General features: G+C 64.3%; 12 protein-coding genes. 1 reads left to right on the plus strand and 11 read right to left on the minus strand.

Features of this window, described 5'->3' with window-relative positions:
- Positions 1 to 40: 40 nt before the first annotated feature.
- The gene (trxA, locus tag AB7Z56_RS00460) at positions 41 to 361 is read left to right on the plus strand and encodes a thioredoxin (RefSeq protein ID WP_007598398.1); all 321 of its coding nucleotides are present in this window, start codon (positions 41 to 43) and stop codon (positions 359 to 361) included.
- A gap of 74 nt (positions 362 to 435) precedes the next feature.
- On the opposite strand, the gene AB7Z56_RS00465 is transcribed toward trxA, so the two are convergent.
- The 11 genes from AB7Z56_RS00465 to rpsA all read right to left on the minus strand — a co-directional run bounded on the left by AB7Z56_RS00465 (position 436) and on the right by rpsA (position 10,962).
- Complete coding sequence (locus AB7Z56_RS00465) at positions 436 to 864, minus strand: SRPBCC family protein (protein ID WP_063980165.1); 429 nt, start codon at positions 862 to 864, stop codon at positions 436 to 438.
- A gap of 79 nt (positions 865 to 943) precedes the next feature.
- Positions 944 to 1,684, minus strand: a complete 741-nt coding sequence (locus AB7Z56_RS00470; RefSeq protein WP_441256136.1) for a metallophosphoesterase family protein — start codon at positions 1,682 to 1,684, stop codon at positions 944 to 946.
- Between the two features lie 101 nt (positions 1,685 to 1,785).
- A complete protein-coding gene (locus AB7Z56_RS00475; RefSeq protein ID WP_063980167.1) occupies positions 1,786 to 3,129 on the minus strand; it encodes a bifunctional folylpolyglutamate synthase/dihydrofolate synthase in 1,344 nt (447 codons plus the stop codon).
- On the minus strand, positions 3,126 to 4,067 hold the full coding sequence (gene accD / locus AB7Z56_RS00480; protein WP_063980168.1) for an acetyl-CoA carboxylase, carboxyltransferase subunit beta: 942 nt from the start codon (positions 4,065 to 4,067) through the stop codon (positions 3,126 to 3,128). The genes AB7Z56_RS00475 and accD overlap by 4 nt, the downstream gene beginning before the upstream one ends.
- Positions 4,068 to 4,179: 112 nt before the next feature.
- Complete coding sequence (gene trpA, locus AB7Z56_RS00485) at positions 4,180 to 5,016, minus strand: tryptophan synthase subunit alpha (protein ID WP_063980169.1); 837 nt, start codon at positions 5,014 to 5,016, stop codon at positions 4,180 to 4,182.
- Positions 5,013 to 6,230 (minus strand): tryptophan synthase subunit beta, encoded by a 1,218-nt coding sequence (gene trpB, locus AB7Z56_RS00490; RefSeq protein WP_063980170.1) that lies wholly within the window; start codon positions 6,228 to 6,230, stop codon positions 5,013 to 5,015. The genes trpA and trpB overlap by 4 nt, the downstream gene beginning before the upstream one ends.
- Entirely contained in the window at positions 6,227 to 6,898 is a 672-nt protein-coding gene (locus tag AB7Z56_RS00495; protein WP_028149799.1) for a phosphoribosylanthranilate isomerase, read from the minus strand. Before AB7Z56_RS00495 ends, trpB begins: the two co-directional genes overlap by 4 nt.
- Before the next feature lie 66 nt (positions 6,899 to 6,964).
- The gene (locus AB7Z56_RS00500; RefSeq protein ID WP_063985960.1) at positions 6,965 to 7,357 is read right to left on the minus strand and encodes a lipopolysaccharide assembly protein LapA domain-containing protein; all 393 of its coding nucleotides are present in this window, start codon (positions 7,355 to 7,357) and stop codon (positions 6,965 to 6,967) included.
- Between the two features lie 71 nt (positions 7,358 to 7,428).
- On the minus strand, positions 7,429 to 7,734 hold the full coding sequence (locus tag AB7Z56_RS00505; protein ID WP_007598410.1) for an integration host factor subunit beta: 306 nt from the start codon (positions 7,732 to 7,734) through the stop codon (positions 7,429 to 7,431).
- Between the two features lie 171 nt (positions 7,735 to 7,905).
- On the minus strand, positions 7,906 to 8,886 hold the full coding sequence (sppA, locus tag AB7Z56_RS00510) for a signal peptide peptidase SppA (protein ID WP_063980171.1): 981 nt from the start codon (positions 8,884 to 8,886) through the stop codon (positions 7,906 to 7,908).
- Positions 8,887 to 9,258: 372 nt separating this feature from the next.
- Positions 9,259 to 10,962: a 30S ribosomal protein S1 gene (rpsA, locus tag AB7Z56_RS00515; RefSeq protein WP_063980172.1), complete on the minus strand. Its 1,704-nt coding sequence runs from the start codon at positions 10,960 to 10,962 to the stop codon at positions 9,259 to 9,261.
- Positions 10,963 to 11,004: the final 42 nt, after the last annotated feature.

Raw genomic sequence — 11,004 nt, forward strand, 5'->3', positions numbered from 1 at the left:
ACGTCGCGCCGATTCTCTTTCAACCGTACGAGGTGCTCCAATGGCCGTTGGCAAGGTTTCCGATACCGATTTCGAAGCCGAAGTGCTCAAGGCGAACGGCCCTGTGGTCGTCGATTTCTGGGCCGAATGGTGCGGCCCCTGCCGCATGATCGCACCCGCCCTCGACGAGATCGCCGGCGCGATGGGCGACAAGGTCAAGATCGTCAAGCTCAACGTCGACGAGAGCCCGAAGACCGCGTCCAAGTATGGCGTGATGTCGATCCCGACGCTGATGATCTTCAAGGGCGGCGAGATGGCCTCCCGTCAGGTCGGCGCCGCGCCGAAGGCGAAGCTTCAGCAGTGGATCACGTCCGCGGTTTGATCCGCGGCACGTGTAACTGAGAATTCTTCAACGGCCGGCAACACGCCGGCCGTTTTATTTTTGCTCGACGTCAATCATGCCGATCTCGTTTCGGCGAGTTTGGCGAGACTGGCGAGAACATCGGGAAAGTCCGACGCGACAGCCGGACCGATCTCGGACGCTTGCGGCCCTCGCGCGTCGACGGCGTAAACGATCCGTGTGCGCCCTGCCCCAAGGGATTCGATGCGATGGGCGACCTTAATGACGAGATCGCCGACTCGCGTTTCGTCGATGAAGCACGCGTTCTCGCGGACCTCGATCAACTGCGAGCGCAGCGCCTCCTCGCCGGGAGGCTTCATCGTGAACCAGGTCCCTGCCGCAAATGGCCCGTCAATGTCGATCTGCTCGATACCTGCGTTCCAGGTTTTCCAACCCGGCACATCGCGGAAGATGCTCCAGACCGTCTCCGGGGCTGCCGATGTCTCGACCGCGTATTCGCCCCGCCAGACATTGTCGTCGTTCATCGCACGCTGCCCTCCTTAATATGTACGCTCATCATAAGCGCGCTTATTGAGGAGTCGAGGCAACCGGGACGAAGCGCCTCTATCCAACCCACCCCGTCGCCAATGCATTCGCCAGCTCCGGCTGGCCATTGCGGCGCGCGAGTACGGCCATCGCCTCACGGTCATATGCGACGTGCCGGAATGTCACCTGCCAAACACCGTCAACGAGCTCAAGGATCGCATAGCGCGCGTGCGGCGTGCCGGCTTCGACGACATGCGGGAATGGATGCACGTCGCGATAGCCGGGGCTGCCGACGCTGCCGGGATTGACGATCAACCGGCCGTCGCGCAACCGCACCGCGCGGGCAAGATGGGTGTGCGCGCAAAGGATCAGCGTTTGCGTGACGCCCTGCGCGAACTGCTCGATGCGGTCGAGCGGCGAGAGCGCCACCGTGCCGTCGGGATGCACGGTATCGAGCCAATAGACCTCATCGTCATCGGGCGTCGCATGACAGAGGAAAACCTGCTCGCGAAACACCCGCGTCATCGGCTGCGCGCGCAGCCAGTCGAGTTGCGCGGCATTGAGCGCTTCGTAGGCTGGACGGTCCCACGATCCCATCTGTTCCGGCGGGCGATCGAGCAGGTAGCGGTCGTGATTGCCGAGCACGTGCACGGCGTCGAGCTGCATCAGGATCTCGATGGTCCGGCGCGCATCGAGCGGGCCGCTCAGCATGTCGCCGAGATTGACGATGTCGGCGATGCCCTGCGCGCGGATGTCGGCAAGCACCGCCTCCAGCGCGAGATGGTTCCCGTGAACGTCGGCGATCGCGGCGAAACGCATTGAGATTCCTGTAGCCCGGATGGAGCGAAGCGTAATCCGGGGCCTTGATCGCTTGCGGCGTGATCCCGGATTGCGCTTCGCTCCATCCGGGCTACGCCCCTCTATGCAGGAGGCGTGCCGTTGATGCCCAGCACGTGGCCGGCAAGATAAAGCGAGCCGGTGATCAGGATGCGCGGTGGCACCTCGTAGGCGAGCTTCGCCAAGCCGCGTAGCGCGGCTTCGATGCCGGGCGCGGTCTCGACGCGCATGCCGAGGCTGCGCGCGGCATCCGCGAGGCGGTCGACCGCCATCGCATTCTCGGTGTCGGGGATCGGCACCGCGATGATGTGACGGGTCAGGCCGGCGAAATTGGCGAGAAAACCTTGCGCGTCCTTGTTGGCCATCATGCCCGCGATCACGACCAGCGGACGCGACACCCGCTCTTCGAGATCGCCGAGCGCGGCCGCCGCGACGCGCCCGCCTTCGGCATTGTGGCCGCCGTCGAGCCAGATCTCCGAGCCCTGCGGTCCGAGCGCGAGCAGCTCGCCCGAGGTGATGCGCTGCATCCGCGCCGGCCATTCGGCGCCGACGATGCCCGCCTCGAAGGCCGCCTGGTTGACTTTGAAAGCCGGAATCGCGCGCAGCGTCGCGATCGCAAGACCGGCATTGTCGAACTGGTGGCGGCCGAACAGGCGCGGCGCCGCCAGATCCATCAGGCCGCGATCGTCGGAATAGACCAGACGCCCGTGCTCGACATTGACGTGCCAGCTCTCGCCCGCGGCAAACAGCGGCGCGCGCATGTGCCTCGCCTGCGCCTCGATCACGGCCATCGCCTCGCCCGTCTGCTCGGCGCAAATCACGGGCACGCCGCGCTTGATGATCGCCGCCTTCTCGCCGGCGATGGAGGTCAGCGTATCGCCGAGGAAATCCATGTGGTCCATGCTGATGGGCGTAATCACGCAGGCTGCCGGTGTGTCGACCACATTGGTCGAATCGAGCCGACCGCCGAGGCCGACCTCAAGCAGCACGACATCGGCAGGGTTCTGCGCGAACAGATGGAAGGCAGCCGCGGTCTTCAGCTCGAACACGGTCGCGGCTTCGCCGGCATTGACCCGCTCGACCTCTTCCAGAACCGCGCGCAATTCATCGTCGCCGACCAGCACCCCGCCGCCGACACGGCCCAGACGAAAACATTCGTTGATGCGGACGAGATAGGGCGAGGTGTAGGCATGGACCCGCAGGCCCGCGGCCTCCAGCGTCGCGCGCAGATAAGCGAGCGTCGAGCCCTTGCCGTTGGTGCCGGCGATGTGGATCACCGGCGGTAGCTTGCGTTCAGGGTGGTCGAGCCGCTCGAGCAGGCGGTGCATCCGCTCCAGCCCGAGATCGATGCGCTTCTGATGCAGGGCCGACAGCCGCCCGATCAATTCACCGAGCGGCGGCTTTGCGCTGTCAGAGGACGCGTTCACGCGTGCGGCGCGGCCGGCGCCGTCTCGGCGGCCGAGACGATCTGCGCCGGACTGACGACCGGCTGCACCGATTTCGATGCGCCTTCCTGCGCCGGCGCCCTGGTCAGCAGGCGGCAGAGCCGCGCCAGGGTCGGGCGCAGTTCGTGACGGTGCACGACCATGTCGACCATGCCGTGATCCTTCAGATATTCGGCGCGCTGGAAGCCTTCCGGCAATTTCTCGCGGATGGTCTGCTCGATCACGCGCGCGCCGGCGAAGCCGATCAGCGCACCGGGCTCGGCGATCTGGACGTCGCCCAGCATCGCGTAGGACGCTGTGACGCCGCCGGTGGTCGGGTTGGTCAGCACGACGATGTAGGGCTGTTTTGCTTCGCGCAGCATCTGCACCGCGACCGTGGTGCGCGGCATCTGCATCAGCGACAGGATGCCTTCCTGCATGCGCGCGCCGCCCGATGCGGCGAACACGATGAACGGCGACTTCTTCTCGACGGCGAGCTCCAGCCCGCGCACGATCGCTTCGCCTGCGGCCATGCCGAGCGAGCCGCCCATGAAATCGAAATCCTGCACGGCGACGACGACGGCGGCGCCTTCGAGCTTGCCATAGCCGACCTTGATCGCATCGTTCAGATTGGTGCGCGCACGGGCATCCTTGATACGGTCGACGTACTTTTTCTCGTCACGGAACTTGAGTGGATCGGGCGTGACGTCGGGCAACGCGACGTCGTACCAGGTCTCGTTGTCGAAGATCGACTTCAGACGCGCCACCGCGCCCATGCGCATGTGGTAGTTCGAGCCGGGGATGACGAACTGGTTGGCCTCGACGTCCTTGTAGAACACGAGCTGTCCGGAATCCGGGCACTTGATCCACAGATTCTCCGGCGTCTCCCGCCGCAGCATGTTGCGGATCTTCGGCCGGACCACATTGGTAAGCCAGTTCATGGTTTGCTCCGATGTGCGAGCCCCGCGGAGGGACCGCCTGAAGGATATATGGCGGCCGGGCCTCTGCCCGGCAAGCCGCCGTGTTCGCCCGCCCCAGAAGCGGAATTATGGCCTATTCGGCCGCAGCTTTCGCGCCCTTGACACCCTGGGCCAGGGCCGCCGTCAGCTCGGCTACGGCGTTAACGGTTTTGGCGGTCGCCCGGCCCTCGGCGTCGAGGCTGTTCTTGAGCGCGTCGACCAGCGCGGTGCCAACCACCGAACCATCGGCCTTCTCGGCAATGGCGCGCGCCGCCTCTGGCGTGCGGATGCCAAAACCAACGCAGATCGGCAGCTTGGTATGCCGCTTGATGCGCGCGACAGCTTCACCGACGGCATTCGCGTCCGCCGCCGCGGCTCCGGTGATGCCGGCGATAGAGACGTAGTAGACAAAGCCTGATGTATTCGCGAGCACCGCGGGCAGGCGCTTGTCGTCGGTGGTCGGGGTCGCGAGGCGAATGAAGTTCAGGCCCGCCTTCAGCGCGGGAATGCAGAGCTCGTCGTCTTCCTCCGGCGGTAAATCGACGATGATCAGGCCGTCAACGCCGGCCGTCTTGGCATCGGCCAAAAACTTGTCGACGCCGTAAATGTAGATCGGATTGTAATAGCCCATCAGCACCAGCGGCGTGACGTTGTCGTCCTTGCGGAAGTCGCCCACCAGTTCCAGCGTCTTCTTCAAGGTCATGCCGTTCTTGAGCGCGCGCAGACCTGCAGCCTGAATCGAGGGACCATCCGCCATCGGATCGGTGAAGGGAATGCCGAGTTCGATGACGTCGGCGCCTGCCTTGGGCAGCGCCTTGACGATATCGAGCGACGTCGAGAGATCGGGATCGCCGGCCATCACATAGGTGACGAAGGCCGAGCGGCCCGCTTTCTTCAGCTCGGCGAAACGGGTGTCGATACGCGTGGTCACTTGCTCTTGCCCCTCAGGATGTCGCCGACCTGCGGGACGTCCTTGTCGCCGCGGCCGGAGAGATTGACGACCATCAGGTGATCTCTCGGCCGCTTCGGCGCGAGCTCCATCACCTTGGCGATGGCATGCGCGGGCTCGAGCGCGGGGATGATGCCTTCCAGCCGCGACAGCAACTGGAATGCTGCGAGCGCCTCGTCATCGGTCGCGGAGAGATAGTTGACGCGGCCGATCTCGTGCAGCCAGGAATGCTCGGGGCCGATGCCGGGATAGTCGAGGCCGGCGGAGATCGAATGCGCGTCCTGGATCTGGCCGTCCGCATCCATCAAGAGATAAGTGCGGTTGCCGTGCAGCACGCCGGGACGGCCGCCTGCGATCGAGGCCGCATGCAGTTGCGTGAGCCCATGGCCGGCGGCTTCGACGCCAAAGATTTCGACGGAGGGATCGTCGAGGAACGGATGAAACAGGCCCATCGCGTTCGAGCCGCCGCCGATGCAGGCGACCAGCGAGTCCGGCAGGCGTCCCTCGACCTCCTGCATCTGCGTCTTGGTCTCGTTGCCGATGATCGACTGGAAGTCGCGCACCAGCGTCGGATAGGGATGCGGGCCCGCCACCGTGCCGATGCAATAGAACGTGTTGTGCACGTTGGTGACCCAGTCGCGCAGCGCCTCGTTCATGGCGTCCTTCAGCGTGCGCGTGCCCGACTGCACCGGGACCACGGTTGCGCCCAGCATCTCCATGCGGATGACGTTGGGCTGCTGCCGTTCGACGTCGACGGCGCCCATATAGACCACGCATTCGAGGCCGAAGCGCGCGCACAGCGTCGCGGTAGCAACGCCGTGCTGGCCGGCGCCGGTCTCGGCGATGATGCGCTTCTTGCCCATGCGCCGTGCCAGCATGATCTGGCCGAGCACGTTGTTCACCTTGTGCGAGCCGGTGTGGTTGAGCTCTTCGCGCTTGAGGTAAATCTTGGCGCCGCCGAGATGCTCGGTGAGGCGCTCGGCGAAATAGAGCGGCGAAGGCCGGCCGACATAGTTCTTGAGATAGCCGTTCATCTCGGCCTGGAAGGCCGGATCGGCCTTGGCCGCCGTGTAGGCCTTCTCCAGATCGAGGATCAGCGGCATCAGGGTTTCGGCGACGAAGCGGCCGCCGAAAATGCCGAAGTGCCCGCGGTCGTCGGGGCCGCTGCGGTAGGAGTTTGGTTTGGCGATGTTCATCGAACGCTCAACTCTTGACTTGCATCTTGGGTGGCGCGCGCGGCGCGAATGAAGGCCTTGATCATCTCGGGATCCTTGACGCCGGAGGCGCTCTCGACACCGGAGGAAACGTCGACGCCGCCGGCGCGCGTGACCCGAAGGGCCTCGGCGACGTTGTGGGCGTCAAGTCCGCCCGAGACCATATACGGCAGCTTGAGTTCCAGGTTTTCGAGCAGGCGCCAATCGAAGGCCGCGCCGAGGCCGCCGGGACGTGTCGCGTCCTTTGGCGCCCGCGCGTCGAACAGGATGCGATCGGCAACCTCTGCGTAGCCAGGCAGCACGGCGAGATCGGCGGCGGTTGCGACCGGCACCGCTTTCATCACCGGGCGGCCGAACCGCTGCTTGATGTCGCGCAGCCGTGCGACGCTCTCCTTGCCGTGAAGTTGAAGGATATCCGGCGACAGCGCGTCCATGATGTTGTCGAGCGTGGCGTCATCGGCATCGACCGTGAGCGCGACCTTGAGCGCGCGCCGCTTCACCTGGCGGCCGAGGTCGCGGCCAAGCTCGAGAGAGACGTGCCGCGGCGACGGCGGAAAGAACACGAACCCCACCATGTCGGCGCCGGCGTCGAGCGCTGTTTCGAGCGTCTCGCCCGTGGACAGGCCGCAGATTTTGACGAGCAGGGACATGGTCTCGAAGCAGGTGAAGGCCGCGGGTCTGCGGCCGGAAAACCGGGTTTTCGGTTGCGGCCGCTTCTACAACGTCGCGCGCTGCTTGTCTCGTCCGATGGGCCCGTAAAGGCCCACCCCGGAGGGAACGGGGAGGCGCTGGGGCTGGGGCTTCGCTGCGGCCGCCTGGGCCCGCAGATCGGCCAATTCGGTCCTGGCAGCCCGTGCATCCGCATCATTCCGGCGCGCCGCGCGCCGCCAGCGCCGCTGGCCGAACCAGACCGCGCAGCCGCCCGCGAGGACCCCGAGGGCAGCCACCAGGATGAGGAGAAGGAACAGCGGCAGCGTCACCGAGAATGACGGGTCGTTCGTAATGAAGGGATCGAATGAGACCGTGACGAAATGCCGGTTGGCGACGGCGAAGGTCACCAGGATCAGGCCCAGCGGAATCACGATCAGCGCGGTCAGGAACTTTCGCATCTCGCTTCGCTCGCCTTGAATCAAGCTTCCGGCCGCATCGCTCGCGACCGCGGAAAACCCTGACGCCGGTCTCAGTCTGGCGCGCCTGGATCCGGATGGTCGCGGTTCAGCCGTTCGCGCATTTCCTTGCCGGTCTTGAAGAACGGAACGCTCTTCTGATCGACGGGCACATGGGCGCCGGTACGCGGATTGCGCCCTGCGCGCGCAGGGCGATGCTTGACCGAGAAGGCACCGAAGCCGCGCAACTCGACGCGATCACCGCGCGCGAGAGCCGCTACGATCTCTTCGAGAATCGCATTCACAATGTTCTCGACATCCCGCTGGTACAGATGCGGGTTGTGCTCGGCGATACGCTGAACAAGTTCGGATTTGATCATCGAGAGATAGGACCCGGAAGCGTGCGGATGACCATTTCCGTGAAAATACTGTGATCTGTCAAGACGCTAAATGAAGGTTGAGCGTCGGGAAAATGCGTGACAAATGCCGAAAAAGCGGGCTGCCCCGCTACCCGCCAGACGGGAAAAGCCTCTGAAGCTCGCCCGGTTCCATCAATTTGACGCGGCCGGCTGCCACAGGGCCAGCATTCCATCCATTCCGAGCCGATCGACGGCCTGCGTGACGCCGGTTTGCCCGATCTGATGCGCAATCGAGCCCAAACCAAGCGCTTCCAGCGTAACGACAGCAGCCGTTTTGAGGAACGGCAGATCGCCAAAGCGGGGCTGGAGCTTGTAATCGCGGACGGTGAGGCCCTTCTTGACGCCCTTCTGCTCGACCAGCCAGGTCACGGCGGTCTTCTCGTCGCCGAGCTGATCGATCAGCTTGAGATCGATCGCCTGGCGTCCGGTGAAGACGCGGCCATCGGCGACTTTTTCGAGCTGCGTGTCATCCATGCCACGCCGCTCCTTCACCAATCCCTTGAACCAGGCATAGGAATCCTTCACCAGCGCATCGAGCGCGGCGCGTGCCTCGGGGCTGGTCGGCTCAAAACCGTTCGGCGCGGCCTTCAGCGGCGAGGATTTGACCTCCTCGACCTTCACACCGACGGTCTTCAGCAGCTCCGTGACGTTGGGAAACTGGAACAGCACGCCGATCGAACCGACCAGCGAGCTCTGCTGGGCAATGATGTGGTCGCTCGCGATCGCGGTGATGTAACCGCCGGACGCGGCGAGGCCTTCGACCACGACGACGAGCGGCTTCTTCGCCTTTAGCCTCACAAGCGAATCGTAAAGCTGCTCGGAACCGGCGGTGGTGCCACCCGGCGAGTTGATGTGAATGATGACGGCGGCGGCCTGCGAGTTCTCCAGTCGCTCCAGCGCCTGGGTGCGATCGGAGTCGCTGCGGATCAGGCCATCGATCTGGACCCGCGCGATCGAGCCGGCGGATGCGAACGTGCCGCGCGCACCGGGTGTTGCGATCAGCGCAAAGCCCGCAATCGCCGCGATCGCGATCAGCGCAGCCATCACGCGCCAGAACGTCAGCTTGCGACGTATCCTGCGACGATCGACGATGATGTCCGAATCGAGCGACATCGGAATATCTCCAAATGAAAGGCTGGGCGCGTTGTGCCGTCACAGCGTGACCATTGGCTTATCTGGATACATCAATTGCGGCGTAATTTGAAGAAAACAAGGCTGGCGTAGCCCGGATGGTAGCCAAGCACTCAGATGTCATCCCCGCCTAGTGCGCAATTGCGCACGGGGCGCGGGGACCCATAACCACAAGAAGGAGTGTGACGCGAGGCGCCCACTCCGAGTCTTCGTCAAACCACTCCCCGTGGGTATGCGTCCCCGGATCGGCGCTCCGCTTCGCTGCGCTTGTCCGGGACGACAATGGTATGCCGCCGCAACAAAAAAGCCCCGGCTCGCGCCGGGGCTTTGATGGTTGCGAAACAGGCGTTTCGCTTACTTGTCGCGGTTCTTGAGCGCGGTGCCGAGAATGTCACCGAGCGTCGCCCCCGAATCGGAGGAGCCGTACTGCGCGATGGCTTCCTTCTCTTCGGCGACTTCGAGCGCCTTGATCGACACCTGGACCTTGCGGGCCTTCTTGTCGAACTGGATCACGCGGGCATCGACCTTCTCGCCGACGGCGAAGCGCTCGGCGCGCTGGTCGTTGCGGTCACGGGCGAGCTCCGAACGCTTGATGAAGGTCGAGAAGTCGGTACCGGTGATCTTCACCTCGATGCCGCTTTCCTTCACTTCGAGCACTTCGCAGGTCACGACCGCGCCCTTCTTGACATCGCCCGGCTCGGCGAAGGGGTCGCCTTCGAGCTGCTTGATGCCGAGCGAGATACGCTCCTTCTCGACGTCCACATCGAGCACCACGGCTTTCACCACGTCGCCCTTCTTGTAGTTGTCGATCACCTGCTCGCCCGGAAGCTTCCAGTCGAGGTCGGAGAGATGGACCATGCCGTCGACGTCGCCCTCGAGGCCCAGGAACAGACCGAACTCGGTCTTGTTCTTGACCTCGCCTTCGACCACCGAACCGGTCGGGTGACCTTCGACGAAGACCTCCCACGGGTTGCGCATGGTCTGCTTGAGGCCGAGCGAGATGCGGCGCTTGACGGAATCGACTTCCAGCACCTGCACTTCGACTTCCTGCGAGGTCGAAACGATCTTGCCGGGGTGCATGTTCTTCTTGGTCCACGACATCTCGGAGACGTGGATCAGGCCTTCGATGCCCGGCTCGAGCTCGACGAACGCACCGTAGTCGGTGATGTTGGTGACGCGGCCGGTGAAGCGGGCACCCAGCGGGTACTTGGCTTCGATGCCCTGCCACGGATCGTCCAGCAGCTGCTTCATGCCCAGCGAGATGCGGTGCGTCTCGTGGTTGATCTTGATGATCTTGACCTTCACGGTCTGGCCGATCGAGAGCACCTCGGTCGGGTGGTTGACGCGGCGCCACGCGATGTCGGTGACGTGCAGCAGACCGTCGATACCGCCGAGATCAACGAACGCACCGTAATCGGTGATGTTCTTGACCACGCCGTCGATGACCTGCCCCTCTTCGAGGTTCTGCACCAGCTCCTGACGCTGCTCGGCGCGGGTCTCTTCCAGCACCGTGCGGCGGGAGACGACGATGTTGCCGCGGCGGCGATCCATCTTGAGGATCTGGAACGGCTGCGAGTTGTTCATCAGCGGCGCAACGTCGCGGATCGGACGGATGTCGACCTGCGAGCGCGGCAGGAAGGCCACGGCACCGTCGAGGTCGACGGTGAAGCCGCCCTTGACCTGGTTGAAGATGACGCCGTTGACCTTCTCGTTGTTCTGGAAGGCCTTCTCGAGCTTGCCCCAGCTCTCTTCGCGGCGCGCCTTGTCGCGCGACAGCACGGCTTCGCCGAGGGCGTTCTCGATGCGATCGAGGAACACTTCGACCTCGTCGCCGACCTTGATCTCGCTCTCACGGCCGGGGCCGGAAAATTCGCGCAGGGCAACGCGGCCCTCGGTCTTCAGGCCGACGTCGATGACGGCCATGTCTTTTTCAATTGCAACCACCTTGCCCTTGACGACGGAGCTCTCCTGCAGGTTGCCACCTGCGAAGGACTCGTCGAGCATCGCGGCGAAATCGTCGCGCGACGGGCTATAGGTATCAGCAGAAATCGAAGCCATTTGTTCTCCAGTTGCGGATGTCGTGCCGGCCGTTGGGTTCAT

The sequence above is a fragment of the Bradyrhizobium sp. 482_C4_N1_8 genome (assembly GCF_052075965.1).
In the GTDB taxonomy this organism is placed as follows: Bacteria; Pseudomonadota; Alphaproteobacteria; order Rhizobiales; family Xanthobacteraceae; genus Bradyrhizobium; species Bradyrhizobium barranii.

Excerpts from the sequence above, each read along its gene's own strand:
- trpB (WP_063980170.1), bottom strand. The coding sequence starts at position 6,230 with ATGAACATCGCCAAACCAAACTCCTACCGCAGCGGCCCCGACGACCGC.
- AB7Z56_RS00505 (WP_007598410.1), bottom strand. The coding sequence starts at position 7,734 with ATGATCAAATCCGAACTTGTTCAGCGTATCGCCGAGCACAACCCGCAT.
- accD (WP_063980168.1), bottom strand. The coding sequence starts at position 4,067 with ATGAACTGGCTTACCAATGTGGTCCGGCCGAAGATCCGCAACATGCTG.
- AB7Z56_RS00495 (WP_028149799.1), bottom strand. The coding sequence starts at position 6,898 with ATGTCCCTGCTCGTCAAAATCTGCGGCCTGTCCACGGGCGAGACGCTC.
- rpsA (WP_063980172.1), bottom strand. The coding sequence starts at position 10,962 with ATGGCTTCGATTTCTGCTGATACCTATAGCCCGTCGCGCGACGATTTC.
- trxA (WP_007598398.1), top strand. The coding sequence starts at position 41 with ATGGCCGTTGGCAAGGTTTCCGATACCGATTTCGAAGCCGAAGTGCTC.
- AB7Z56_RS00470 (WP_441256136.1), bottom strand. The coding sequence starts at position 1,684 with ATGCGTTTCGCCGCGATCGCCGACGTTCACGGGAACCATCTCGCGCTG.
- AB7Z56_RS00465 (WP_063980165.1), bottom strand. The coding sequence starts at position 864 with ATGAACGACGACAATGTCTGGCGGGGCGAATACGCGGTCGAGACATCG.
- AB7Z56_RS00500 (WP_063985960.1), bottom strand. The coding sequence starts at position 7,357 with ATGCGAAAGTTCCTGACCGCGCTGATCGTGATTCCGCTGGGCCTGATC.
- sppA (WP_063980171.1), bottom strand. The coding sequence starts at position 8,886 with ATGTCGCTCGATTCGGACATCATCGTCGATCGTCGCAGGATACGTCGC.